Raw genomic sequence first — 26,270 nt, forward strand, 5'->3', positions numbered from 1 at the left:
ACTTCAGGCGATCAGCCGAATGCGGAAGCTGCCCGCCGCCTCGCGCAGCGGCCGCGCGGCCTGATATTCGTGCGAGGCGATATAGGCGCGCGCCGCCTCGGCGCTGGGAAAGCCGATCGCTACGACATGCTCGGGCTCGCCGGGCGCGCCCTCCAGTGTCTCGATCGCGCTGCCGCGGACCAGCATTTCCCCGCCGATACGCTCGTTCAATCCCGCGATCGCCGTCCGATAGGCGGCGAACGCTGTCGCGTCGCGCACGGTCACGGTGGTGAGGATGAAGGCCTGATGCATCATGTGCTCCGTGTTGAGGCGGCGAGGGGATGTGCCCCGGCGCCTGCGCCCGGAACCGCCGATCGACGCTTTGTTCGCCAGGTAGATAGCGCGTGGCAATTGCGGCGCCGCGCCGCCGGGGCTGCCTATGCTCGAACATCTGAGGAGACCCGACCATGACGATCCGTATCGCGCTGCTGGTTACCTTGGCCGCGGCATTGCCCGTGGCTGCCGCCGCACAGGAGGCGCCGCAGACCAAGGAACAGGCGCAAGCCGAGATCTGGGCCAAGGAGCAGGCGATCTACGCCGCGCGGGGCAAAGGCGATATCACCGTCTATCTCGCCAACACCGCGACCGATTATCTCGCCTGGCCGCCGCTGCGCGCGACGCCCGAGGGGAATTCGGGGCTCAACAAAACCGGGCAGGAATTGAAGGGCAAGAATCAGGAGCTGCTGGCGATGCATCTCACCGGCTTTGCGCTGAACGGCACCACCGCGGTCATCTACTACGACACCCACCGCACCCGCCGTTCCGACGGCACCCCCGCCGACGACCGCTTCGAAGTCACCCACACCTGGGTGCGCGAGGGGGGGACGTGGAAGGTGTTCGGCGGCATGGCTCGGGCAACGCCCGAGCGCTGACATGGACGCCGCACCCCGCACTGTCGATACGCTGATCCGCAACGCCACGGTCGTCACGGTCGATGCCGGGCGAAGGGTGTTCACGAACGGCTTCGTCGCGTTCGACGGCGGATTGATCGCTGGTGTCGGCCCGATGGCTGAGTGCGGCTTTGCGGGGCGCGAGACGATCGATGCGCGGGGACGGATTCTGCTTCCCGGCATCGCCAACGCGCACAACCACCTCGTCCAGGTCGCCTTCCGCGGCTACAATGACGATCGCTGGCCGGTGCTCGACATCCCGGCGGCGGTCGTCGCCTTGCTGCGCCAGCTCCACGCCTTCACTGCGCGGATGGACGAGGAGCGCAGCTATATCCTCACTCGGCTGCACCTGCTGGATCTGCTCAAGTCGGGCTATACCGCGACGCACGACGAGCATTTCACCAATATCCGGAAGGATTCGGCGCAGGGCAGCTGGCAGGCAGTCGCCGACTCCGGGATGCGTGGGTTCCTGTGCCGCTGCATCGTCAATGCCGATCGCATTCCCGAAGCCGGGCGCGAGACCGCCGAGGCAGGACTCGTCGAAGCCGAGCGGCTGCGCGCGCGCTTCGCCTCCGATCGGATCGAGATTGCTGCGGGGGTCCTCAACTTCCAGTTCCTGAACGACCCGGAGGACATGCGCCGCATCGTCGACGGGGCGGATGCGATCGGCATGCGGGTCGATGTCGATATGACCGACAACAGCCGCGGCGCGGCGTTGCGGGCGCGGGGGTTCGAGGGCGGGCAGGTCGAATACTATCAACGCTTCGGGCTGCTCGACCGGCCGATCTATGCGGGCAAGGCGGTGTCGGTGCTGCCGCACGAGTACGGCCTGCTCGCCGAGCATGACGCGCGGGTGGCGCTGGTGCCGATGCTGCGTTTCTTCGACGGGACGGGGCTGCGGATTCACGATTTTGTTCGGCATGGGATTCTGCCCGCGATCGGCACCGATGCGCCGCTGGTCAGCGACTGCCAGAGCCCGTTCGAAGTGATGCGCCAGGCGATTCTCGCGCAGAATCTGGCAGTTAAGAGGGAACGCGATCCGCCCGAGCAGGCGCTGTGGGCCACGGCGGAGACGATGATCGAGATGGCGACGCTGGGTGGCGCGCGAACCCTGTTCATGGAGGACCGGACCGGCACGATCGAGGTCGGCAAGGCAGCGGACTGCGTGATCGTCGACCTCGATCACGCGACCACCCAGCCGACCGGGCTGGGGCGGCGGGCGATCGGCGCGCTGGTCTGGGCGGGGAGCAGCGTCAATGTCGATACGGTGTTCGTGGGGGGACGGAAATTGCTCGAAAAAGGCCGTTCCGTGACGCTGGACGAGCAAAAAGTGCGCGAAGATGCGCGGCGGGTGATGGCCGAGATCATCGCCGAGGCGGGGCTCGAAAGCGCCTTGCCGCCGCGCGTGGCCGGCAGCAGTTTCCGTGGCTGGCAATATCTCTGAGGTGTCCATGACGAAGCATGCAGTGGTGACCGGAAGCACCAAGGGGATCGGGCGCGGGCTCGCCGAGGCGCTGGCGGGGCGCGGCTGGCGCGTGGCGATCGCCTCGCCCAGCGGCGACGAGGCGCGTGCCGCCGCAGCGGAGATTGGCGGCGGCGCGGCGGGGTTTGCCTGCGACGTGCGCGATGCCGGGCAGGTGCAGGCGCTGTTCGACGGCGCGGCGGCGACGTTCGGATCGGTCGACCTCTGGGTCAACAATGCCGGGCTGGCGCTGACCGGGGCCGAGCTTGCCGAACTGCCCGCGGCCGACTTCCGCCAGATGCTCGAGATCAATGTGCTCGGCACGATGCAGGGCTGCCAGGTGGCGCTGACCGGCATGCGCGCGCAGGGCAGGGGGGCGATCTACAATGTGTTCGGGGCCGGATCGGACGGCCAGCCGGTGCCGCACATGATCGGCTATGCCACCACCAAGCGCGCGGTGCAGTTCCTCACCCAGTCGCTTGCCGAGGAGACGCGCGGCGGGCCGGTGCTGCTCGGCGCGATCAGTCCAGGGCTGGTAATGAGCCAGGGCTTCCTGCGCGAGCATGCCCGGATGCCGGCCGGACCCGAGCGCGACGCGCGCGAGGCCTGGGTCAACGTGATCGGCGACCATGTCGAGACCGTTGCCGCCTGGGCGGCGGATATCTTCGAGGCCAATGACGAGCACGGCGCGGTGTTTTCCTGGCTCACGCCCGAGAAGATCGCGGCGCGCCAGCGCGACGAGCCCGGCCGGGACGTGCTGGCGCGGTATCGGTAGCGAACTCCCCTCCCTTTCAGGGAGGAGAATGAAGGGACTCAATCTGCCGTCCAGCCCCCGTCGATCACCATGCTCGTCCCCGTCATCAGCGCCGAGGCGTCCGAGGCGAGGAAGACTACCGCGCCCATCAGGTCCTTGACCTGGCCGATGCGGCCGAGCTTGATCTTGGCGAGGACGCTGTCCCGGAATGTCGCGTCCTCGAAATAGGGGCGCGTCAGCGGCGTCTCGATGAAGGTCGGCGCGATCGTGTTCGAGCGGATGCCGTGCGACGCGAGATCGAGCGCGAAGCTCTTGCTCATCCCCTCCAGCGCCCATTTCGAGGCGCAATAGAGCGAGCGGTTGGGCCCGCCGACATGCCCCATCTGCGATCCCATATGGATCAGCGAGCCCGCCAAGCCGTCTTCGATCATCCGCTTCGCCGCCGCCTGGGCGGTGAAGAAGGCGCTCTTTACATTGAGGTCGAGCACCGCGTCGTAATCGGCTTCCGACACCTGGGTCATCGGCATCGGACGGTTGGTCCCGGCATTGTTGACCAGGATATCAAACGCCGGGCGATCGGCGAAGAAGGCGGCGACATCGCCGATCCGCGAAACATCGAGCGTCTCCGCGACCGCATCGCCGCCGTCCGCCCGGATTGCCGCCGCCGCGTCCTCGATCTCGCCACCGCTGCGGGCGACCAGGGTTACCGCGGCGCCCGCGGCGGCAAGTGCCGCGGCGGCGCCAAGCCCGATTCCCCGCCCGGCGCCGGTGACTACCGCGCGGCGTTCGTCCAGCCGGAAGCTCGGCGTCCGCGGCAGCGTCATGCCGGCTCGACCGGCTCTGCGCGGCCGGCATAGGGGATGTTGCGCCCGCCATAGCGGCGCACGCGGATATTGGCCTGCTCGCCATGCCCGGCAAAGCCTTCGAGCGCGCACAGCCGCGAGCAATATTCGCCGATCATCGCCGAAGCCTCGTCGGTAAGGATGCGCTGATAGGTACAGGTCTTGAGGAACTTGCCCACCCACAGCCCGCCTGTATAGCGCGCCGCCTTCCGCGTCGGCAGCGTGTGGTTGGTCCCGATCACCTTGTCGCCATAGGAGACGTTGGTCCGCGCGCCAAGGAACAGCGCGCCGTAATTGGTCATGTTCGCGAGGAAGTAATCCGGGTCGCGCGTCATCACCTGGACGTGCTCCGAGGCGAGGCCGTCGGCGATGCGCACCATTTCCTCATCGCTCTCGGCAACGATCACTTCGCCATAGGTCTCCCACGCCTTCCGCGCATAGTCGGCGGTCGGTAGGATCGTGAGCAACCGCTCGACTTCGCGCATCGTATCCTCGGCGAGCGCGCGCGAGGTCGTGAGCAGGATCGCCGGGCTGTCGGGCCCGTGCTCGGCCTGGCCGAGCAGGTCGGTGGCACAGAGCTCGCCATCGACGCTGTCGTCGGCGATCACCAGCGTCTCGGTAGGCCCGGCGAACAGGTCGATGCCGACGCGGCCGAACAATTGCCGCTTGGCCTCGGCGACAAAGGCGTTGCCGGGTCCGACGAGCATGTCGACCGGCGCGATGCTCGCGGTGCCGATCGCCATCGCGCCGATCGCCTGGATGCCGCCGAGCGCGTAGATCTCGTCGGCGCCGGCAAGCACCTGCGCCGCGACGATCGCCGGGGCGGGTCGGCCCTGGAAGGGCGGCGCGCAGGTGACGACGCGCGGCACGCCCGCCACCTTGGCAGTGATTACCGACATATGCGCCGAGGCGAGCAGCGGATACTTGCCGCCGGGGACATAGCAGCCCGCGGCATTGACCGGGATGTTCCTATGGCCCAGCACGACGCCGGGCAGCGTCTCGACCTCGACGTCGCGCATCGACTCGCGCTGGATCTGCGCAAAGTTGCGAACCTGCGCCTGGGCGAATTCGATGTCCTTGAGATCGTGACCGGAGAGCTGGTCGAGACAGTCCTGCTTTTCGCGATCGGTGAGCAGATAGCTTTCGCGATCCCAGCCGTCGAAGCGGACCGAGAGCTCGCGTACCGCCGCGTCGCCGCGTGTCTCGATATCCGCCAGCGTCGCCTCGACCAGGTCGCGCACCTTGCGGTCGGCCTGCGCCTTCGCGTCCGTATCCAGCCCGCGCTTGAGCCATTCCGCCATCACCTGCTCCTCTCGCCTGTCGCTTCGGGGTGGCGGGATCGGCGGGGCTATTCGAGGCTCGGGCGCCATGATGACCGCGTAGCGGATAAACGGCAGGCGGAGCGGCGCGCCGGGCGCGCGAGCGGCTAGTCTAGATCAGGGCTGTGGAAGGACGGGGCATGACCAACGGCGAGTATCTCTACGCGCGGGTTCCGGCGGACATGCCGCGCTGGATCGAGGGGCTGGCGCTCCAGATGACCATCGCCGGGCGCGACGCGCCGGCGCGGCAGCGCGGCAGCGTGATCCATGCGGGCAATGCCGCCGAGATCGCCGACTATCCCGATGCCGATACCGGCCATGTCGACGACGCAGTCGCCGCCGCGCGCGCGGCGTTTCCCGGTTGGGCGGCTACCAGCTGGGACGCCCGCCGGGTGATGCTCGAACGCTTCGCCGACACGTTGTTCGAGCATCTGGACACGCTGGCGCTGATCGTCGCGGCGGAATCCGGTCGGCCGTTGCGCCGCGCCTGGGGCGAAGTGGCGTTTGCGGTGGACTATGTCCGCACCATCGCCGCGCAGGTGCTCCCCGATGTGCGGATCGAGCGGCCGGGCGCGCGGGTGCGGCTGCGGCGGCGTCCGCTGGGCGTCGCAGCGGCGATCGCGCCGTGGAACGGGCCGGTTATCCTTGCGGTCGCCAAGATCGCCAATGCGCTGCTGGCGGGCGATACGCTGGTGCTGCGCCCGTCGCCGTTCACGCCGCTGTCGGCGCTGTACATGGGCATGATCGGGCGCGGGGTATTTCCCGCCGGCGTGTTCAACGTGATTACCGGCGATGCCGGGGTCGGCGCGGCGATGACCGTCCATCCCGACGTCGCCAAGGTCTCGTTCACCGGATCGACTGCCACCGGCAAGCGCATCGCTGCCGCCGCGGCGCCGACCTTGAAACGCCTTACGCTCGAACTGGGGGGCAACGATCCGGCGATCGTGCTCGCCGATGCCGATGTCGAGACACTGGCGGACACGGTCTATCGCATCTCGCTGGAAAATGCCGGGCAGTTCTGCGCGGCGATCAAGCGGCTGTACGTGCATGAGAGCATCTATGACGCAGTGGCTGCGGCTATCGTGCAGCGTGCGCAGGGTGCAGTGCCGGGATCGTGCTTCGATCCGGCGAGCACGATGACGCCGGTGCAGAACCGTCCGCAGTTCGATCGCGTCTGGGCGCTGTACGACGACGCGGTAGCGCATGGCGCGCAGGTGCTGACCGGCGGGGTGCGGCACGAAGCGGCAGGACTGTTCATTCCGCCGACGTTGGTCGCGGGGATCGGCCACGGCGTCGATCTGATCGACCAGGAACAGTTCGGGCCGGTGCTGCCGATCCTGCCGTTCTCCGACGAAGAGGCGGTGCTCGAGCTTGCCAATCGCGGCGATTATGGGCTGGGCGCTTCGGTGTGGACGCGGGACGTGGACCGCGGCATCGCGTTGGTCGAGCGGATCGACGCGGGCACGGGCTGGGTCAACCAGCACGGCGCGTTCACCGCGGCGCTGCCGATGCCCTTCGCGCGGCAATCGGGGATCGGGATGGACTATGCCGAATACGGCGTCGCCGAGCACAGCCAGGCGATGCTGATCAACGCGAAGCTGTAGGGCGGATCGATAATTCTCCCCTCCCTGCTTGCAGGGAGGGGCAGGGGGTGGGTTTAGCCTTGGTCGAGGCTCGATGCCTCGACCGAGGCTGTTTTGCCGAGCTGGTTGATGAGTCTTTTTGAGCGCGCAGACGCGCGCACCCACCCCCAGCCCCTCCCTGCAAGCAGGGAGGGGAGCAATACGTCCTAAAGCGCTACGATCGGCTCGACGACTCCACTCGCTTCGTGCCGTGCAATCGCGGCCTCGCTGCCGAGCGTGAGCGCGATCTCGTCGCGGCCGAGGAGCAGCGATTCGCGGCGGAATGGGTCCATCGTGAAGGCGAAGGCGTCGCTGGTGGAGCTGGTAACCGTCATGGTTTCCAGATCGACCCGCAGCGTGCCGCCGCGCGCCACCGCGGTCAGCCGGTCGACCGAGGGCTGCGACAGCTCGACGGTGACGATGCCGTTCTTGAAGGCGTTGCTGGCGAACAGGTCGGCGAAGCTCGGCGCGATCACCGCGCGGATGCCCAAATCGAGCAGCGCCCAGGCGGCGTGCTCGCGGCTCGACCCGCAGCCGAAATTCGCCCCGGCGATCAGGATCGGCGCGCCGGCAAAGGCGGGGTCATCGAAGACGTTGCCGGGCGTGCGGCGCAGCGCCTCGAACGCGCCGCGCGCGAGACCAGTGCGGGTGATCGTCTTGAGATAGGCGGCGGGGAGTATCGTGTCGGTATCGACGTCCGGCCGACCGAGGGGATAGGCACGCCCGGCTACCGTGCGGAGCGGTTCCATCTCAGGCGTTCCCAGTCAGTTCGCGAACATCGGTGAGGTGGCCGGTCACTGCCGCCGCGGCCGCCATTGCGGGGGAGAGCAGGTGGGTGCGCGATCCCGGCCCCTGACGGCCGGGGAAGTTGCGGTTTGAGGTCGAGGCGCAGCGCCCGCCGGGGGGCACGCGATCCTCGTTCAACCCCACGCACATCGAGCAGCCCGGCTCGCGCCATTCGAACCCGGCGTCGCGGAAGATGCGGTCGAGCCCCTCGGCCTCGGCCTGGCGCTTGACCTGGCCCGATCCGGGGACGGCCATCGCGCGGCGGATGCCCGCGGCGATGCGGCGGCCGCGCAGGACCTCCGCCGCGGCGCGGAGATCCTCGATCCGGCCGTTGGTGCAGCTGCCGATGAAGATGTGGTCGATGGCGATGTCCGCGATCGGCGTGCCGGGTTCGAGGCCCATATAAGCGAGCGCCTGCTCGGCGAGCGCGCGGCGCGCCGGGTCTTCGAACGCGGCCGGATCGGGGACGCCGCCGGTGACGGGGACGACGTCCTGCGGGCTGGTGCCCCAGGTGACGCTAGGCGGGACCTGGGCGACGTCGACCGTGATGCTGCGGTCGTAGCGCGCGTCGGGATCGCTGGTCAGCGCCCGCCAGCGCGCGACTGCGGCGTCCCAGTCGGTGCCCTTCGGTGCCATCGGGCGGCCCTGGAGATAGGCGAAGGTGCTGGCGTCGGGCGCGATCAGCCCGGCGCGGGCACCGGCCTCGATCGACATGTTGGCGATGGTCAGCCGCGCCTCGATCGACATCGCGCGGATCGTGCTGCCGGTATATTCGATGACATGGCCGGTGGCGCCGGCGATGCCGATGCGGCCGATCAGGTGGAGGGCGATGTCCTTGGCGCAGACGCCGATGCCGGGGGCGCCTTCGAGCCGGATCTCCATCGTGCGCGAAGGCTTGAGCAGCAGCGTCTGGGTTGCCAGCACATGCTCGACTTCGCTGGTGCCGATGCCGATCGCCAGCGCGCCGAGCGCGCCGTGCGCGGTGGTGTGGCTGTCGCCGCAGGCCAGCGTGGTGCCGGGCAGGGTGAAGCCGAGTTCGGGGCCGACGACATGGACGATGCCCTGCCGCGCGGAGGCATCGTCGATATAGGGAATGCCGAATTCGGCGGCGTTTCGCTCGAGCGCGGCGAGCTGGATCGCGCTGTCGGGATCGGTCGCCGGGATGCGCGATCCGTCGGCGCGGCGGCGCGGGGTCGTCGGGAGGTTGTGGTCGGGAACCGCCAGCGTCAGGTCGGGGCGGCGGACGCGACGGCCCGCGGCACGCAGCCCGTCGAACGCCTGCGGGCTGCTGACTTCGTGGACCAGATGGCGGTCGATATAGAGCAGGCAGGTTCCGTCGTCGCGGCGATCGACGACATGCGCGTCCCAGATCTTCTCGTACAAGGTTCGCGGATGCGTGCGCATGACAGCATCGCCTAGCGCATCCGGGCGAGGGCGGAGCGCCGGGCCTCGTCGCCGCTCGCTGTGCGGTTATTCTGGGGGTGTGCACTTCTTCCTTCCTGCCGCGTAGCGAAACTGGTTCGCGGGGCGGGGAGCGCCGCGATAAATAGCGACACGAATGGCGAGCGAGGCGAAGATGGCAGACGATCCGAACGCGAACAACCAGCCCCAGGGCTATGTCCCGCCGCGGGTGTGGACCTGGGACAAGGCGAATGGTGGCCAGTTCGCCAGCGTCAACCGCCCGGTCTCGGGCGCGACGCACGAAAAGCCGCTGCCGGTGGGCAGGCACCCCCTCCAGCTCTATTCGCTCGGGACGCCCAACGGCCAGAAGGTCACGATCCTGCTCGAGGAACTGCTCGCGGCGGGGCATGCGGGCGCTGAATATGACGCGTGGCTGATCGATATCGGCAAGGGCGACCAGTTCGGCAGCGGATTCGTCGCGCTCAATCCCAATTCGAAGATCCCGGCGCTCGCGGATCACTCGACCGATCCGGTCACCCGGCTGTTCGAGAGCGGCTCGATCCTGTTCTACCTTGCCGAGAAGTTCGGGGCGTTCCTGCCGACCGAGCATAGCGCGCGCGCCAGCACGATGAACTGGCTGATGTGGCAGATGGGCTCGGCGCCGTTCGTCGGCGGCGGGTTCGGGCATTTCTATGCCTATGCGCCGTTCAAGATCGAATATGCGATCGATCGCTATGCGATGGAGACCAAGCGCCAGCTCCATGTGCTCGACACGCATCTGGCGGAGAGCGAATATCTGGTCGGCGTGGACTATACGATCGCCGACATGGCGGTCTGGCCCTGGTATGGCGGGCTGATGGACAGCGCCTACAATGCGCAGGAATTCCTGGGCGTCGGCGAATACGTCCATGTCGCGCGCTGGGCGAAGCTGGTCTGCGGGCGCGAGGCGGTGCAGCGCGGGCGCATCGTCAACCGCAACTCGGCCCCCGATGGCCGCTTCCTGCGCGAGCGTCACGATGCCGGCGATTTCGATCGGGTCGGCAGCGAGCAGGATCCGGGCTAGTCGGCCCAGGCAGCGTCCTCGACGTGCAGCTCGGCGGCGGGGCGCGACCCCCAGTCGTCGATCCTCGCGCGGCCGGCGAGCCAGAGCTTGCGGTGGCGGGGGGCGGAAAGGAGCGCGGCGCCCAGTTCGGTCTCGGCGTGGCGGAAGGCGACGGCCTTGAGGCTGCGGCCGTCCTCACCCGCGACGATCAGCCGGACATGCCCCCCCGAGCCGACGACATCGGCCTTGAGCACGCTGAGCGGGCCTGCGACGACGCGCGGCGCGGGCCAGCCCATGCCATAGGGACCGCCGGCATCCATCGCGGTCACCAGCGCGGGATTGACGCCGCCGGGGGCGAGTACGGCGTCGAGCAGCAGCGCGCGCTCGCCCATCGCCACGGTGACGCGCTCGGCGAGGCGCTCCTCGAGATAGTCGGCGAACGCTTCGAGCTGGTCCTCGGCGATCGTCACCCCGCACGCCATGGCGTGGCCGCCGCCGGCGTGGAGCAGCCCTGAATCCTTGGCGCTGAGCACCGCGGCGCCGAGGTCGACGCCCGGGATCGAGCGACCGGAGCCCTTGCCGATACCGTTCTCGTCGAGCGCGATGACGATCACCGGGCGGCCGAGCTTCTCCTTGAGCCGGCCCGCGACGATACCGATCACCCCGGCATGCCAGCCGCGGCCGGAGACGATGACAACCCTGCGATTGGCCTGCAGCATGCCGAGCTGCTCGGCGGCGAACTGGACTTCGGATTCGATCGCGCGGCGCTCTTCGTTGAGCAGGTTGAGCTCTTCGGCGATGGTCCGCGCTTCATCGGGATCGCGCGTGGTGAGCAGGCGGACGCCGAGATCGGAGCGTCCGACGCGGCCGCCGGCATTGATCCGCGGGCCGAGCGCGAAGCCGAGATCGGTGCAACTCGGCGCGCGGGTGAGTCGCGAGGCCTCGATCAGCGCGTTCATGCCAATGTTGCGACGCTGCGCCATCACCTTGAGCCCCTGCGCGACGAAGGCGCGATTGAGACCCTTCAAGGATGCGACGTCGGCGACGGTGCCGAGCGCGACGAGATCGAGCAGGTCGAGCAGGCGCGGCTCGGCGCGGCCCTGGAAGAAGCCGCGGGCGCGCAGCGTGCGGATCAGCGCGGCGCCGAGCAGGAAGGCGACGCCGACCGCGGCGAGATGGCCGTGTGCGGCGCCCTCGCCTTCGTCGAGCCGGTTGGGGTTGATCACCGCGTGGGCGACCGGCAGCTCGGCGGCGCACTTATGATGGTCGCAGACGATGACTTCGGCACCGGCGTCCTTGGCCATTTGAAGCGCCTCGAACGCCTGCGCGCCGCAATCGACGGTGACGATCAGGTCCGCGCCCTCGTGGTGGAGGCGGACCAGCGCCTCGCCCGAGGGGCCGTAGCCCTCCATCAGCCGGTCGGGAATGTACGGGCGCGCCTCGAGCCCCAGGTCGCGGAGCAGAAGGATCAGCAGCGCGGCAGAGGTGGCGCCGTCGACGTCATAGTCGCCGAAGATCGCGACTTGCTGGCGCTTCTCGACGGCGTCGGCGAGGCGTTCGGAGGCCTTGTCCATGTCGCGGAAGATCGAAGGGTCGGGCATGAACGCGCGGATGCTCGGCGCGCGGTGGTCGTCGATGTCCTCGCGCGGGCAGCCGCGGGTGAGCAGCAGCTGGGTGACGAGGTCGTCGGGCGCGAAATTGGGATCGCGGGCATCGGCCGCCAGCCCGCGCCAACGCCAGGGCTGGCCGAGGATCGACCGATGGATATTGAGAACCGGGGACATTCCGGCGTTGTGGCGGTCGGGCGGCCGCTTGTCGAGCGATGCGGCGGTCAGCTTGCCGCGTTCTCGATCCCGCCGGCGATGTAGGTCTGGATATGATCCTTGATCCAGGCGCCTTCGCGGAACCACTTGGTGACGATGTACTTGGTGCCGTCGAGCACGCGCATGCCCTCGTGGAGCGTATCGTAATTGGGGGTGCCGTCGGGGCACATGTTGTTCCAGACGACGAGCATGCCGCGCTTGGGCTTGAAGCGGATGCCGGCGCGCGGGAACCAGGTTGCGCCGCCTTCGGGCACATCGTTCAGATAGGCCATCGCGGTCCAGGTGCGCTGGCCGCCGGTCTCCTTCATCTTGGGCCAGTAGGCGCTCGACTCGTGGAAATAGTCGCAATGCGCGCGGAACTGCTGGTTGACCGCGTAGCGCTGGCCCTGGAGCGTCTCGGCATTCTCCTCGGGGATGCCGAGCAGCGCGGCAATGCGCTGGTCGATCGCGAGGATCTCGTCGGACCAGCGATAGAGGTCCGAGCTGTGGCTGGTGCGATATTCGGGATCCTCGCTTGCGGCGAGCAGGGTAGAGGGGCGTGAGTTCGAATCGATCAGTGCGACCAGCGCGTCGCACTCGGCGTCGCTTAGGAAGCCGGGGACGGTGTACATCTGCGCCGCCTCGACCTTGGCGCGGCGGACCGCCGGATTGGCCTCGAGCCGCGTCGAGACGTCGCGGCCGATCTTCGCGCGGTTGGGGGAGGGGCCGCCCGAGACCCTGCCGTCATTGCTCTTGCCGTTCTTCACGCTTTGCGAAATCGCGCGGCGCGGCAGGATTTGCAAGCGGCAAGGGGCCCGGCGTTGCCACCGGGCCCCAGGATCCCTGGCAAGGCTGCGGGCTTCCTTACCAGAAGATGTCGTAGATCGTGTCGACCACTTCGCCGCTGTAGATATCGACGAGCAGCGCATCGTTATAATAGCGCACCCAGCGATACGGGCCGTCGACTTCAGGCAGGCGATAGTAGAACGGGTCGTTGATCCAGTAGTTCTGCGAATAGAGGATCGAGTTCAGCGTGAAGCCGATGCCGAACCGCCGATAGCCATAGCCCCAGCCGCTGGGCGCGTAGTAGCGCGGCAGGCGATAGAGGCTGCGGTTGCTGGTGCGGTAACCGCGCCAGTCGTAGCGGCGGTCGTTGCGCCAATTGTTGTTCCAGCGTCCGCGATTGCCGTCATTGCCCCAGCCGCGGTTGCGGTCGTTGCTCCAATTGCGGTTGTCGTTCCAGTTGCGGTTGCCGCGATCATACTGGCCGCGGTTGCGGTCGCCGTTCCAGTTGCGGTCGCCGCGGTCGTACTGGCCGCGGTTGCGATCGCCGTTCCAGTTGCGATCACGGTCTACTCGGCCGCGATCACCATCGTTCCAGCGGCCGCGCGTGGCATCGCGGACCTGCTGCTGGCGACGCTGGTCGAGCGCGGGAAGCGCTGCGTCGGCACCGCGATTGCCGCCGTTCCACTGGCTGCGATCCCCGCGATTGCCGTTCCACTCGCCGCGTTGGCCGCCATTCCACTGATTGCGGTCGCCGCGACTGCCATTCCAGCGCTGCTCCTGGGCCTGGGGCGCGGGCTGCGGTGTGGCCTGGGGCGCCTGCGGACGGTTCCAGCCGCCGCGCTGGCGCTCGCCGCCGCCGTTCCACTGGCGCTGCGGCTGTGCCTGGGGCGCCGACTGCTGCTGCTGGCGCCATTCGCCCCCGCCACGGCTCGGTCGGGCCTGCGACTGGCCGCCGTCCGACGAACGCTCGGCGCGCCCGCCGCCGCCCCAGCGGCCGCGCTCCTGCGCGAGTGCTGCCGGCGGGACCAGAGCCGTTGCGGCGATGATCGCCGCGAGCAAGGTCTTCTTCATCTCAACTGTCTCCGTCGAGACCGGCGTGAGGCCGGGCTTCATTCTGGGAGGAGGAATAGGGCTCGCCGGATGAGCGGTTGCTGAATTGCGGCGAAAGGTGACTGAAAGAATTGGGAAAGGTCATTCGGGCGCCGGGGTCTCCGGCTGGGGCTCTTCGGGCAGTGGCGCCTCGCCGCGTGCAGACCGCGCCGCGTCGGTGATCGCGACGATCAGCCGCGGATAGATGCCGCAACGGCAGATATTGGGGATCGCACCCTTGATATCCTCTTCGCTGGGGTTGCGGTTGGTGCGCAGCAACACCGACGCCGCCATGACGATGCCGGGGATACAATAGCCGCACTGGACGATGTTGGTGGCCAGCAGCGCCTGCTGGACGGGATGGCTGCGATTCTTCGAAAGCCCCTCGATCGTGGTGACGAAGGTGCCCTCGAGCGCGCCGATCGTCTCCTGGCAGGCGAGCCGCAGCCCGCCATCGACATCCACTGCGCACGCGCCGCAATCGCCGGTCCCGCAGCCATATTTGGTGCCGGTGAGGTTCGAGGCATCGCGCAGCGCCCAGAGCAGCGGGGTGCGCGGGTCCATCTTGTACTCGACCGGCTGGTTGTTGACGGTGAAGCGAGTCACGTATTCCCCTTCCGCTTGCGGGAGGGGGCAGGGGAGGGGCTGTACGCCATGTTTCAACCATGCCCTCCCCCGACCCCTCCCGCAAGCGGAAGGGGAGCGCAGGGAAACGGCGCGTTTCCGTAACCGGCATTGTACAGGCTGCGGGTGAGGCCGACATCTGTGGCATGACACTTCCAGCGCTCTTCATCCCGCATGGCGGCGGGCCGTGCTTCTTCATGGACCCGGAGGGCGGGCCGGCCGATCCGATGTGGCGGAAGATGCAGGCCTATCTCGCCGGACTGATTGGCGGGTTGCCCGAGCGGCCGAAGGCGATCCTGCTCGTGTCGGGGCATTGGGAGGAGGATCAGGTCACCGTCCATGCCGGGAACGGCCAGCCGCTGCTGTTCGACTATCATGGCTTTCCCGAGCACACGTACAAGCTGCGCTGGGACGCGCCCGGCGCGCCGGACGTGGCGGCGCGGGCCCAGGAATTGCTGGAGCAGGCGGGATTCCCGGTCGGTGTCGAACGCGAGCGCGGCTGGGACCATGGCGTGTTCATTCCAATGATGGTCGCAGTGCCCGATGCGGATATTCCGCTGGTCCAGTTGTCGCTGCGCAAGGATCTCGATCCGGCGGCGCATATCGCGATCGGCACGGCGCTGGCGCCGCTGCGCGACGAAGGCGTGCTGATTATCGGCTCTGGCATGAGCTTCCACAATCTTCGCGCGCGCGGGCCGCAGGTGACCCCGGTGGCCGACGCATGGGATGCCGCGCTGGTCGATGCCGTGACCGATCCCGATCCGGTGCGGCGTGCTGAGCGCGTCACGTCGTGGGACAGCCTGCCGCACGCGCAGTTCGCGCATCCGCGCGAAGAACATCTGCTGCCGCTGATGGTCGCGCTCGGTGCCGGCGGCGCGGGGCCGGCGGTGTGCGACTATCGCGACCATGTGATGGGCTGGGCGGTCAGCGGATTCCAGTTTGGGTGAGATCATTCCTCCCGAGCAAAGCTCGGGGGGAATTAGTGCCTAATACACCAGATACGGCAGCGTCACGGTGAAGGACGAGCCTGCCGCGAGCTTGCCGCGCGGCTTCAGCCGCACCTTCTTGACCAGCCGCTGCGATACGCTGTCGCCGGGGGTGGGGACATAGGCCCAGCCGGTGCCGTCGGAATAGAAATCGACATCGTCGGCGCCGTCCCCGGCATTGGTGTAGCTGAATGCCAGCGTCGAGCTCGGCGTGCCGTCGGTGAACTTGATCGGCGCGCCTGCGCTCGCGCCATCGCCTTCGAGCGCGATCGCGGTGCCCGCCTGGGTGGGCAGCTCGACGCGGACCGAATTGAGATCGGTGGCGACGATGTCGGGGTTGGCGACGATGACGGTTACGCGCTTCTTGGCGCCGATGATCGCCTTGGGGAAGCTCGTGCCGGAGATCGGATCCCAGGTGGTGAGCGCGCTCGTCGTCACGGTCACCGGCTTGGGCGCGACGGTGACCGTGAAGGCGATGTCGGAGGCGCCGCCGCCCTGGTCGAGCGTGCCGAGGGTGCAGGTGCTGCCCACCCATACGCCCGAGCAGAATTTCCACGCCCAGGTGACACGAAACGCGCCGTTATAGGTGCCGGGCGTCAGCAGGGTCGCGCTCGACAGCTTGATGAAGAGCGGGATGTTGCTCGGGCTGCCGCCGAGCAGGCCGAGAATGTCGACCACTGCGGGATTGAGGAAGTTGACCGCGACGCCCGATGCCATCGCCGTACTGCTGGTGGCGCTGGGAAAGACCTGGAACGCGCCGTCGGGCTGGCCCGACGAGGTCAGCTTGAAGCTGTTGGCGTTGCTGATCGTCGCGGTGAGGACGTTGCCGCCGAGCAGCGTGATCGTGCTGTTCGAACAGTTGATCCCGCCGAAGCGCTCGATGACCGGGATCGCCGCGGCCCGAATCGCATTGGGCGAGTGGCTGCCGAGGCTGGCCGTGGCGGGTGACGAGACGGTGCACGCATTCGCAGGCGCGGCCCACAGGACGAGCACGAGCGACGCCATCGCGGCGCGGCGAAGAAGGGCGATCACAGGCAAAGCTCCGCAAGCGGCCGCGATACCCGGCCGGGGAAAGTCAGCAGTTCTTGCGCATCTGCTCGAAACATTCGTGCATCTGCTCGGCGCCGGTTTCCGACAGCGAGATGAACACGCGACGCTGGTCGCGCTCGTCGCGCCGGCGATGGATCCAGCCGCGCGACGCGAGCACGTCGAGCCAGCGATTGGTGGTCGCCGGCGAGGTGCTCGCAAAGCTCCCCAGATCGCCGACCGTCCGTTCGAGCCCGTCGAGATAGGCGTGGTAGAGTCGCAGCAAGATGTCCCATGCCGGATCCGAGAACCAGTTCTCGGGCATGAACTTGCTGCGTGCCTCGCGGACGCGGATGATGCTCTCGACGCTCGCGCGATGATCGGGCGACGCGCGAGCGCTCATCAGTTCCTCGATGCTGGTCGGGATTTGCGCCACGCTCTGGGGTCGAGAATCGCCTGAGAGCTGCTTCTTTCCATCCGTACCGGACACGATCGTTCCTCGTGCGAAACAATTCAGTCGCGACGACTGGGGCCAGCCCGCCGCGAGCGAAATGAATTATTGAAGCATTAGGGAAGGATCGCAAGTAGGTAATTAAACCAGTCACCCCGGTCTTCTTGATCGAAATCGGGAAAATTCGGAGCATTATTTCCGTCCTCCGATAAGTTCGCGGGCCGTGCGGACGAGCGACTGGTCGAACTTGGCGCGCAACGTCACATACGGTCCCTGGCGCGTGTACCGCTCGTCTTCGAAGTCGCGGTCGCGATAGCCGGCAATATTGTAGCCGGCGCTGAACCACATGCCCTTGCCCGGCGAGACGCCGACGCTCGGCCCGACCGAGAAAGCGGCGCTGCCCTCGGTCCAGCTGTGCTGGACGCTGCCCTGGACGCCGATGTCGAGGTTGCGGCGGATGTCCTTGCGGATCTCGGCGCCGATCACGTCGATGAAGCCGTCGAGCTTCTCGTCGGCATAGCGGCCGCGGACATATTTGGCGCCATAATATACACTTGCCTCGAACCCATGCGACGCACCCTCGGCACCCGAGCGGTAGCCGATCGCGAGGCTGTTGACCGCGCGGAAGGTGGCGAGGCCGCCCTGGACGAACGTGGGGACGTTGAGGACATTGTTCTCGGTCACGCCCTGATCGGCCTTTTCGTGGCGCAGGGTGAAGCGCTCGAGCAGCGACCAGGGGCTGTCCGCCGGGCGCAGCGCCAGCGCGAGGTCGCCCGTGGCCGAGGTGACCGAGCGGCCGTTGCTGTCGGTGGTGCGATAGGCGCGGAGCGACGAGGCCAGCGTCTTGCCCTCGCCGAGCGTGCGCAGCAGGTTGCTGGTGACGCCGATACGGCGCGATTCCTCCGAGGTGCGATATTCGGCGCGGCCGTTCCACGACCACAGCTCGCTGCGATAATTGGCGCCCGCGGTGACCGCGATGAAATCGCCTTCGCGAACGTTCTGGCCGAGGATCGAATTGCCGATCACCGGGCGCGACAGGCTGGTTTCCGGCACTTCGCCCGAGATCGTGCGGCTGGCGTCGATCGTCGCGTCGACGGTCCAGTGCTTGCTCAGCGGCAGCGACTGGCTCAGGCCGTATTGCGCGAAGGTGCGGCGGCCATTCTCGCGATCGGCCAGGTCCGTCGCCTGCTGGTTGATCGCCGACATCAGCCGCGCGCCGCTCCAGGGGGCGACTTCGAAGCCGAGCCGGGCATTGTGCGCGAGATAGTCGTCGCCCTTGGCGATCTCGTAGCCGGCGATCAGGCGGACGCCGTTGCGCACGCGCCAGCTCGCGCTGATCTGCTGGCGCGCCGGGAAATCGGTGCTGTCGTCGGCGCCGCCGATCGCCATCTGCGCCTGGCCGGTGAGCTCGAGCTTGTTGTTGAGCAGCGACTGGGTGCCGCCCAGCGTGAGCAGCGTCGAGTTGCGGCTTTCGCCGTCGAGGGTGCGATCGGCGGCGAACTGCGCGCCGGCGAAGATCAGGCTGGAAGACTTGCGATACTCCAGACGGGCTTCGCCGGCGGTGCGGCTGGCGTCGCTGGTCAGGTCTTCCTGGCGCCAGCCGGTGATCGTGGCCGACAGGCCGCCGCCCAGCTGGAGGCGCGCATCGGCGCCCGCCTTGCTGGTGCCTGCCTCGCCGCCATTCTGCTGGCCGACGCCGAAGCCGACGTCCTGACGGCGCAGATAGGCGAGGACGTCGACGCCGCCGCCATGATGCTCGACTTCGGCATTGATCGCCTGGGCCGAGCGCAGGCCGTCGCGGCCGCCGGTGGCGACTTCGGCGCGGACTTCGACGCCTTCGATCGGCTTGGCGCGCAGATCGATCCCAGCGACCGTGGCATTCGACTGGGCCTCGTCGTGGAGGACGCTGGCGCCCAGCTCGACCTTGCCCTTGGCGAGCTTGACCGCGCCGCGGCCGCCGGCGGCGAGCTTGCGGCCGCGGCCATACGTCTCGTAATCGGCGACGATGTAGACCGGGTTGAGATCGGCATCGCGGCTGAGGATCGGCTCGCGGAAGCGCAGCGTGCCGGCGATCGCATCCACGTCGTAGTCGATGTGTCGAGTCAGCAGCTTGCTGTCGAGAATGCGGTCCGAGCGGAGGCGGTCGCGGGTTTCGAGGCTGATCTTGTCGCTGTTCGGCACGATGTCGCGCGCCGAGAGGCGATAGGGGCCCGACAGGCCGTTGCCCTGGATCTCGTCACGGCCATACCGGTCCTCGTCGCGTGCGGCGAAGGCGCTGAAGGTCACCGTGTCGCCCGCAGCCTCGGCCTTCACGCCGTTCAGCGTGCGGCTGTAGCGGGTCAGGCGGGTGTCGACGAAGCCGGTCTCGAAATCGCCGAACAGGGCGTAGAACGCCTTGCGCTCGATGCGGAGATAAAGGTTGCCGCGGGTCGGCGCGTCATAGGCCTGCTGGCTGGCATCGCCGTAGACGGTGTAATAGCGGTTCGGATCGATCGTGCCGAGCAGGCCGCGATCGGGATCATAGGCGCGGTCGCTGTCGTATGCGAGCGTGAGCAGCCACGAGCCCTTGATCCGGCCCTTGGCATAGAGCGCGACCTGGCCGTCGGTGGTGATGCTGTTGCGGTCGCCGTGGGGCAGGGACTTGCTCTTCGAGCGAAGCATGTCGAACCCGGCGGTGCCGCGGGCGAAGCCGACGACCATCCAGTCGCGCGCCGGGGCGGCGAGGAAGGCCTTGATCTCGCTGGTCTGGACAAGGCCCTGATCGGCGAGCTTGATCGTGATGTGGGCGCTGCCGGCCTGGGTGGTCGGCTGGAGCGCGACGAAGGCGAGGCCCTCGTCGCCGATGACGCGCGCGGTCGCCTCGGTACGGTCCAGGCCGGCGAGCTGGCGGCCCTGCTGCGCCTCGTTCTCCAGCGCCGCGCCATAGGGCTGATCGACGCGGAAGGGGACGATGGTGCCGGCGCGGACCGGACGGCCGTCGCGATCGATGACGCGGATCGCGACCAGCGGCTTGGTGAGGCCGTCGGCGACCAGGCGCGACTTGGCGGCGACCAGCTCGGCGCGCAGCGGCACGTTCGCGTAATGGACGGTGCGGGTGAGCGTGGTGACGAGGTTGCCGTCCTTGTCGAGGACGCGTGCCTCGAGCTTGTTGTCACGCTCGGCGAGGGGCAAGCCGGTCCAGCGCGAGATCGCGATGCCGCGTGCCGTGTCGGCATCGGTGCCGTCGAAGCTGAGCGCGTCGACCTGCTTGCCGTTCACCGAAAGCGCGATGCGCTGGCCGGGCTGGTGGCGAATGACGACGCGCAGCGCGGGCGAGCGCGGATTGTGGTCCATCTCGGGGAACAGCCAGTCGGCGGTGCCCGGGGCGGCATTTTCGAGCCAGTCGGGGCGGTTGCCCGCGGCGAGGGCGTCGTCGGTGGCTACCACGGGCAGCGTAGTGTCGGCGACGGCCGCCTTGCCGGTGAGGACGAGCTGGAAGTCGGCGCGCTGGAGGCTGCCGCCCTGGCCCTCGACGAAGCGCGAGATGTCACTGCCGGCGCTGCGCGTGTCGCGGTCGCAGGTCGCGGGGGCGTGGGTCGCCGGGATGCTGGCGGTGTCGAGCTGGACGACGTGCGTGCCCGGGCGGACGCCCTCGAAATGGTAGAAGCCGCTGGCGTCGGTGACGGTGAAGCTGCCGTCCTCGAGCACGACGCGGATGCCGCCGACGCCCTTGCGGTTGCGCAAGGGGTCGCCGCAGCCGCCTTCGGTGATGCGGCCGGTGAGGGTCATTGCATCGGTCATCAGAAGCGGGCGGATACGCACCGAGGCGCTCGCCTCGGCGGTGCGGCCGGCGGCGGTCCAGGCGATCGCGCGGTTGACTGCCTCGCCCTGCTTCGCGCCCGGGACGACCGAGAGGACGTAGCTGATTGCGCTGCTGCTCTCGCCCATCATGCGCGGCAGGCGGAAGGAGAGCTTGCGGCCGTCGGCCGAGACGGTCGGCTCGGGCGCGCCGCGGGTGGTGCCGGCACGATAGCGCAGCCCCGAGGGAAGCATATCGTCGACGACGATCTCGCTGACCATCGGGTCGAGTCCGAAATAGCGGGCTTCCAGGCGATACTGGACGAACTCGCCGGGCGAAGCTTCGCGCACCGAGGCGGTCTTTTCGAGCGTGAACTGGCGCAGAATCAGAGTGCGCGACTTTTCGGGATCGATCGGGATGTCGATATGGACGGGCTCGGGGTCGGCGAGCTCGAACACGCCGCCATAGGAGGCGTCGCTGATGCGGTACGCACCCGGCGGGCCGGTGAATTTCGAGACGACGTCCTGCGCGACCATCGAGGGCGCGCTATAGCCCGCGGGCGGGGTCACCTTGAGGCGGTACTTGCCCTTGGGCGCGAGCGGGAAGCGGAAATTGCCGGGCGAGAAGGGATAGACCTGGCCGCTGGCATCGGTCGCGCTGGTGCCGGTGACGACGGTGTTGGGATAGGCGCTGATCCCGTCATCGCCATAGACCATCGCCGCGGGCAGGCCGGTGGCGTCGTCGATCAGCGTGACGGTGGCGCCGTCGACCGGCTTGCCGGTGAGCGAATCGAAGACATAGCCTTCGGGATCGACGAGGACGTCGGCGAAGGATTCGAAGCTGTCCTCGCTGCCCGTGAACGACACGCGGATCTTGTCGCCCGACGCGCGCTTGGCGAGGTCGCAGGGGGCGAATTCGGGATGCGTGCCCGACGCGGAGATGCCCCCGGCGAACACGCCGGTGTTCTCGGAGGTCTCGGTCAGCGGCAGCTTGACCGACAGTTCGCCCGCCGACACGTCGATCCACGCGACGTCCCGCACATTGGGATCATGGTTCTCGGCCTGTGCGTCGAGCTCGACGATGAGCGCCTGGCCGCGCTCGATCGTGGCGAGCGGCGGCGCTGCAGCAAGCTGCGAGGGCGAGACCCGACTCGGGGTGAATTGGAGGTTGGGCTGGGTCTGGCAATCAAGGCCGACAAAGTCGTAGCCCTTGGGAATTTCGTGGAAGCGCATCTGCGTAGGGCGTTTCGCGCGATCGAGCGTCACCGTGTTGGACGCGATCGTCTGCGCGCCCGCGGCGCTCTGGAAAGACATGGTCGCAGTGTTGCGAATCGTCTGCGCCCCCGCCGTCGGGATCGACAGCGTGGCGATGGCGAGTGCCATGGCGCGGCCAAAGGCGCGCAAAGGGGCAGGATTTCGCAGCATGCAGGTTCCCGTTCCGGCGCGCGGGGGTTTCCCGCGCGCCGGTTGAGACAGTCTCGAAAGCGAGACGGTTCGGTTAGTTGACGGTCACGCGGAACGCGACGGACATGGACGTCGACGACGCCACGGTTGGCAGCGTGGCGCGCACGGTGGTGCCGTCGAACGAACCGCCATACAGGTCGGTCTCGTCGGCGCCGGTGTTGTTGTCGTCTTCCGACGTGCCGACCAGGATGCAGGCACCGAGGATGCCCGACGTGCCGACCGAGATCGAGCCCGGGACGAACGTGCTGTTCGCGGGGATCGAGTCGCTGAGCGTCAGGTTCGCCGCGGTGCCGGGGCCGGCGTTGCTCACCTTCATGCAATATTCGACCACGGCGCCCGGAATCGGATGCGGATTCACCAACAGGTTGACCGGATCGCTGATCACGGTCGCGCTCTTGAGCATCGTCACCACCGCGGTGGAGATCTTGTAGGCGTCGAACGCGCGCTGCTGGCCGTTGCGGAGCGCATCGAGCAGGCCGGTATCGTCGGCGAAGACGGTTTCGACCGTGGTCGGCGAGTCGGCGACCAGCGTCGAGCTGGCGACGAGGTCGGCACCCAGCGCGCCGCCGCTGCCGCCGGCGGCGACGACTGCGTTGAGCGAGACGATCGCGGTGTCGGCACCCGGCGTGTTGGGCGTGTTGCCGACGATGAACACGGTGACGGTCGCGTCCGGCGCGAGCTCGTCGATATAGGTCGCGACATCGACGCCCGCGTCATAGGTGCCGTTGCCGTTGCTGTCGACGAAGGCACGCAGGTTGTTCATGTTGAAATTGTCGACGCCGAGCAGCGGGATCGAAACCAGCTGCTGGTCGGCCTCGAGCCGGAAGTCCTGCACCGAGTTGGTGAGGTTGGTGACGGTAAAGGTGGTCACCTGATCGACCGCGCCGAGCGAGGTCTGGGTGGGCGCGCCGCCGACTTCGGCGACGGTCAGATTAACCTTCTTATCGACCACGAAGGTGGCGACGTTCGATGACACCGAGGCCGGATTGCCGCCGACTTCATAGGTAACGGTGGCCTGGTTGTTGACGCTGGTGCCAGCAGGGGTCTGCTGGGCCTGCGCGGCGCTCGCGCCGGTCACGCCGACGGCGATCGCGGCGCTGCCGAGCAGCGCATGATGCAACTTCTTTCTGTACATGACGAACTAACTTTCTTGGGCAGTGAGGATCACTTGAGAGTGGCGCGGAAGGACACTTGGCCCTTGGCACCGGCGGCGAGGGGCTGGGCGAGACGCCAGCGGACTACGCGCACATCGGAAGCAACGGCCGGGCGGAGCGAGGCACCGTTGCGAACCTTGAGCGCGGAGAGGGGGCCGAAGGTCTGGCCATCGACCGAAAGCTCGGGCGCGGGCGATCCATCGGCGGGACCTGAATATTGCATCGCGGCGGGAACGGGGTTGGCGATCACCAATCCGCTCGCGGCCTGCTTGCCGTTGTTGCGATAGTCGATGCGGTAGACGACGCGGTCACCTGGGGTGACGCGCTTGGGGGCGACGAGCTCGACCCGCGTGGTACCATCGGCGGCCGAAGCCTTCTTCTCGGCGAGCACGCTCGAGGTGATCTCGATCGGCGACGGCGCTGCCGGGGCGGCGGCGGCGAGTACAAGCGACAGGGTAATCGACACAGGCATACTCCTCACTGGATTCGGACTTTGAAGCGGATGGTGCGGGTGGCGGCGCGCGCGACGTCACCCAGCGCGACGGCGATGCTGCTGCCGTCGAAGGTGCCGGCATCACCGTCGGCGGCGTCGCTGAGCACGGCATCGTCGAGGGTCAGGCTGCCGGGGATGTAGCGGGTGCCCGAGGGGATCGGATCGGCGACCTGGATCTGGCGCGCAGTGCCGCTGCCGTCGAAACGGGCGACGAGCGTGTAGGTAATGAAGGTGCCGCGCACGAGCATCGTGCTGCCGTCGGGGGCGAGCACCGACTGGCTCTTTTCCAGGCTGGCGCCGGGCGCCGAGCCGGGGACGAGCGAGATGCGCAGATTCGATTCGGCAGTGGTGTTGCCGACGATCGCGTCGACGCCCAGGTCGCCGCGGCCGGGATAGCGCGTGCCGGGATCGCCCGAGCCGGTGAGCGCGCGGGCGAACAGGTTGATCGCCGCGCCGGCGCCGAGCATGCCCGGATCGAGCACGGCGAGCAGCGCCAGCGACTGGCCGGGGGCAAGGGCCGGCGTGGTGCCGTCGAGTAGCGTCTCACCGGCGTCGAACACACCGTTGCCGTTGGCGTCGATCGCGAAGCCGCGGATGCTGCCGCCGGTCGCCTCGAGCGTGCCCGCGAGGACGAAGCGCTCGCTGCCGTTGCCGGCATTGACCAGGGTGAACGGCACGGCGCTGCCTGCGCCGTCGATCGCGGTGCCGTTGCCGGTCGCGGCGAGGCGGATGTCGAGCACTTCGGCCACGCGCAGCGTCGCGGCGTTCGAGGCGATGCGCGTGGGCGTGCCCTCGATCTCCAGCTCGGCAGTGGCGATGTTGCGGATCTCGCTGCCCGCGCGCTGGGCGAGCACCGGGGTGGCGCTCGCGAGGAGCGCGCACGCCGCGCCTGCACCCAGCGCGCGGCGACGATGCCGTGCTGCCGGGGCAGGCTGCGAGAGAGGCGGGCGGCGGTTCATCGGACTCAGTGGAGCGACAGCGCGGGGCGGGCGGGGCGCGCGGCGGCACGCGTCGGCATGTCGCCGGCGCCGGTGCGGAACCGCGCCGCCTGGTCGGCGAGCATGTTGACCTCGACATCGAGGTTGCGCGCAGCCGCCGAGGTTTCCTCGACCATCGCAGCGTTCTGCTGGGTCGCGGTGTCCATCGTGCCAACGGAACCGGTGATCTGCGAGATCGCCTGAGCCTGGGCCTGGTTGTCGGACGCCATCTCGCTGAGCAGCGCATGGACTTCGTCGACATCGCCCGAGATCGCGGCGAGCGCGCCATCGACACGCTGGACCATCTCGACGGCAGTCAGCACTTCGCTCTGGGTGACGGTGAGCTGTTCGCGCGCGCGCTTGGCTTCCTCCTCGGCGCGCATCGCGAGCGCCGAGACGAGATCTGCGACGACCGCGAAGCCACGGCCCGCCTCACCGGCACGGCCGGCTTCGACTGCGGCGTTCATTGCCAGCACGCGGGTCTGGAAAGCGATCTTGTCGAGGCCCTCGATCACGTCGTCGATGCCCTTGGCGCTCTCCGAGACGCGGCTCATCGCCTGCACGGCCTCGCCGGTCACCGAACGGCCGCTGCCGACGGTGGAGATCGCGCCATCGGCACGCTCGACGGTGCGCTTGGCGGCGGCGGCGTTGGACTTGAGGCGGCCGTCGATCTGGGCGATCGCGGCCGAGGTCTCTTCGAGACTGGCGGCGTTCGCTTCGGTGCGGCGCGCGAGCGATTCCGACGCGCCGGCGATCTCGCTCGATCCCGCGCGGATCGTCTCGGCGCTCTGCGTGACCGAGCCGATCAGCGCGCGCAGGCCGTTCAGCGCTTCGTTGAACGCGGCCTTGAGCGGCGCGTATTCGGCGGGATAGTCCTCGACGATATCGGCAGTGAGGTCGCCATCGGCGAGGCGCTTGAAGTTGCTGGTCATGCCGCGCACCAGGCATGCGTGCTTCTCGGCCTCGGCATTGAGCGCGATCTGCGCCTGGGCCGAGTCACGGAAGGCGAACATCGCCTTGGTCATCCGGCCGACGCAGTCGCGATAGTCGGTGAACTGGATCGTACTGGCTAGGTCGCCCTTCGCGAGCGCTTCCATGCGCAGCACGGTGGTGACGTAGGGCGTCGCGATCGCGTTGCGGAAGACGAACCCGAGCACTGCGGCGACTGCCGTCGCGCCAAGACCGACGACGAACACCGAAGACGGGCCCGCGATCAGCGAAGCAAGCGGCTGGACGGCGACCAGCGCGACCATTGCACCGAAAGCGATCAGCAGCTTGAGCCGGATCGGAGCATGCGCTGTAAACCAATTCACGGCCTGAACTCCTCAGTAGAAACCACTAGGATTACCCCCGTAACGATCCGGTTCTCGGACGGCGTAGGAGATCAGCTTGGTTTATAGAGGGTTGAGTCAGCGACTATTTGGATCGGTCGGGGCAATTACATCCGTTTTGAGAGCTATTGATCCAAGTTGCGAGGGGAAACA

At 68.2% G+C, this 26,270-nt stretch carries 22 protein-coding genes; 6 read left to right on the forward strand and 16 right to left on the reverse strand.

Going from position 1 to position 26,270, the window contains the following annotated elements; all coding sequences use genetic code 11:
• Positions 1-3: 3 nt before the first annotated feature.
• Entirely contained in the window at positions 4-291 is a 288-nt protein-coding gene (locus RZN05_RS03885; RefSeq protein WP_317225309.1) for a DUF1330 domain-containing protein, read from the reverse strand.
• 155 nt (positions 292-446) lie between these two features.
• On the opposite strand from RZN05_RS03885, the gene RZN05_RS03890 reads away from it, so the two are divergent.
• From RZN05_RS03890 to RZN05_RS03900, 3 genes are read left to right on the forward strand one after another with little or no spacing between them, the layout of a single operon-like run.
• Positions 447-911, forward strand: a complete 465-nt coding sequence (locus tag RZN05_RS03890; RefSeq protein ID WP_317225310.1) for a DUF4440 domain-containing protein — start codon at positions 447-449, stop codon at positions 909-911.
• A gap of 1 nt (position 912) precedes the next feature.
• Entirely contained in the window at positions 913-2,373 is a 1,461-nt protein-coding gene (locus tag RZN05_RS03895; protein WP_317225311.1) for an amidohydrolase family protein, read from the forward strand.
• A gap of 7 nt (positions 2,374-2,380) precedes the next feature.
• Positions 2,381-3,166, forward strand: a complete 786-nt coding sequence (locus RZN05_RS03900; protein WP_317225312.1) for an SDR family oxidoreductase — start codon at positions 2,381-2,383, stop codon at positions 3,164-3,166.
• A 38-nt stretch (positions 3,167-3,204) separates the two neighbouring features.
• Here the strand turns inward: RZN05_RS03900 and RZN05_RS03905 are convergent, their stop codons facing one another.
• Together RZN05_RS03905 and hisD are read right to left on the reverse strand one after the other, a co-directional pair.
• Entirely contained in the window at positions 3,205-3,969 is a 765-nt protein-coding gene (locus RZN05_RS03905) for an SDR family NAD(P)-dependent oxidoreductase (RefSeq protein ID WP_317225313.1), read from the reverse strand.
• Entirely contained in the window at positions 3,966-5,288 is a 1,323-nt protein-coding gene (gene hisD / locus RZN05_RS03910; RefSeq protein WP_317225314.1) for a histidinol dehydrogenase, read from the reverse strand. The genes RZN05_RS03905 and hisD overlap by 4 nt, the downstream gene beginning before the upstream one ends.
• A gap of 158 nt (positions 5,289-5,446) precedes the next feature.
• On the opposite strand from hisD, the gene RZN05_RS03915 reads away from it, so the two are divergent.
• On the forward strand, positions 5,447-6,910 hold the full coding sequence (locus RZN05_RS03915) for an aldehyde dehydrogenase family protein (protein WP_317225315.1): 1,464 nt from the start codon (positions 5,447-5,449) through the stop codon (positions 6,908-6,910).
• Between the two features lie 185 nt (positions 6,911-7,095).
• Here RZN05_RS03915 and leuD read toward each other — a convergent pair whose 3' ends face one another.
• A complete protein-coding gene (gene leuD / locus RZN05_RS03920; protein ID WP_317225316.1) occupies positions 7,096-7,677 on the reverse strand; it encodes a 3-isopropylmalate dehydratase small subunit in 582 nt (193 codons plus the stop codon).
• A 1-nt stretch (position 7,678) separates the two neighbouring features.
• The gene (gene leuC / locus RZN05_RS03925; RefSeq protein ID WP_317225317.1) at positions 7,679-9,118 is read right to left on the reverse strand and encodes a 3-isopropylmalate dehydratase large subunit; all 1,440 of its coding nucleotides are present in this window, start codon (positions 9,116-9,118) and stop codon (positions 7,679-7,681) included.
• Positions 9,119-9,290: 172 nt separating this feature from the next.
• Between leuC and yghU the strand changes: the two genes are divergently transcribed.
• Complete coding sequence (gene yghU, locus RZN05_RS03930) at positions 9,291-10,178, forward strand: glutathione-dependent disulfide-bond oxidoreductase (RefSeq protein ID WP_317225318.1); 888 nt, start codon at positions 9,291-9,293, stop codon at positions 10,176-10,178.
• Here the strand turns inward: yghU and recJ are convergent.
• The 4 genes from recJ to RZN05_RS03950 form a co-directional block, all read right to left on the reverse strand.
• Positions 10,175-11,941, reverse strand: coding sequence for a single-stranded-DNA-specific exonuclease RecJ (recJ, locus tag RZN05_RS03935; RefSeq protein ID WP_317225319.1), 1,767 nt, complete (start codon positions 11,939-11,941; stop codon positions 10,175-10,177). The two genes, yghU and recJ, sit on opposite strands and share 4 nt — an antisense overlap.
• A gap of 47 nt (positions 11,942-11,988) precedes the next feature.
• Positions 11,989-12,726 carry a 2OG-Fe(II) oxygenase gene (locus RZN05_RS03940; RefSeq protein ID WP_317225320.1) on the reverse strand — a complete coding sequence of 246 codons (738 nt, stop codon included), beginning with the start codon at positions 12,724-12,726 and terminating at the stop codon, positions 11,989-11,991.
• A 97-nt stretch (positions 12,727-12,823) separates the two neighbouring features.
• Positions 12,824-13,816 (reverse strand): RcnB family protein, encoded by a 993-nt coding sequence (locus tag RZN05_RS03945; RefSeq protein ID WP_317225321.1) that lies wholly within the window; start codon positions 13,814-13,816, stop codon positions 12,824-12,826.
• A gap of 120 nt (positions 13,817-13,936) precedes the next feature.
• Positions 13,937-14,440, reverse strand: a complete 504-nt coding sequence (locus RZN05_RS03950) for a (2Fe-2S)-binding protein (RefSeq protein ID WP_317225322.1) — start codon at positions 14,438-14,440, stop codon at positions 13,937-13,939.
• A 164-nt stretch (positions 14,441-14,604) separates the two neighbouring features.
• Between RZN05_RS03950 and RZN05_RS03955 the strand changes: the two genes are divergently transcribed.
• Complete coding sequence (locus tag RZN05_RS03955; protein ID WP_317225323.1) at positions 14,605-15,405, forward strand: DODA-type extradiol aromatic ring-opening family dioxygenase; 801 nt, start codon at positions 14,605-14,607, stop codon at positions 15,403-15,405.
• A gap of 39 nt (positions 15,406-15,444) precedes the next feature.
• On the opposite strand, the gene RZN05_RS03960 is transcribed toward RZN05_RS03955, so the two are convergent.
• The 7 genes from RZN05_RS03960 to RZN05_RS03990 form a co-directional block, all read right to left on the reverse strand.
• Positions 15,445-16,476 carry a spore coat protein U domain-containing protein gene (locus RZN05_RS03960; RefSeq protein ID WP_317225324.1) on the reverse strand — a complete coding sequence of 344 codons (1,032 nt, stop codon included), beginning with the start codon at positions 16,474-16,476 and terminating at the stop codon, positions 15,445-15,447.
• 43 nt (positions 16,477-16,519) lie between these two features.
• Complete coding sequence (locus RZN05_RS03965) at positions 16,520-16,873, reverse strand: MarR family transcriptional regulator (protein WP_317225325.1); 354 nt, start codon at positions 16,871-16,873, stop codon at positions 16,520-16,522.
• Positions 16,874-17,113: 240 nt separating this feature from the next.
• The gene (locus tag RZN05_RS03970; RefSeq protein WP_317225326.1) at positions 17,114-22,081 is read right to left on the reverse strand and encodes a hypothetical protein; all 4,968 of its coding nucleotides are present in this window, start codon (positions 22,079-22,081) and stop codon (positions 17,114-17,116) included.
• A gap of 115 nt (positions 22,082-22,196) precedes the next feature.
• A complete protein-coding gene (locus RZN05_RS03975) occupies positions 22,197-23,297 on the reverse strand; it encodes a hypothetical protein (RefSeq protein WP_317225327.1) in 1,101 nt (366 codons plus the stop codon).
• Between the two features lie 29 nt (positions 23,298-23,326).
• Positions 23,327-23,782 (reverse strand): hypothetical protein, encoded by a 456-nt coding sequence (locus RZN05_RS03980; RefSeq protein ID WP_317225328.1) that lies wholly within the window; start codon positions 23,780-23,782, stop codon positions 23,327-23,329.
• An 11-nt stretch (positions 23,783-23,793) separates the two neighbouring features.
• Positions 23,794-24,768 (reverse strand): hypothetical protein, encoded by a 975-nt coding sequence (locus RZN05_RS03985; protein ID WP_317225329.1) that lies wholly within the window; start codon positions 24,766-24,768, stop codon positions 23,794-23,796.
• 5 nt (positions 24,769-24,773) lie between these two features.
• A complete protein-coding gene (locus RZN05_RS03990) occupies positions 24,774-26,099 on the reverse strand; it encodes a methyl-accepting chemotaxis protein (protein WP_317225330.1) in 1,326 nt (441 codons plus the stop codon).
• Positions 26,100-26,270 lie beyond the last annotated feature (171 nt).

This window comes from Sphingomonas sp. HF-S4, from assembly GCF_032911445.1.
Lineage (GTDB): Bacteria > Pseudomonadota > Alphaproteobacteria > Sphingomonadales > Sphingomonadaceae > Sphingomonas > Sphingomonas agrestis.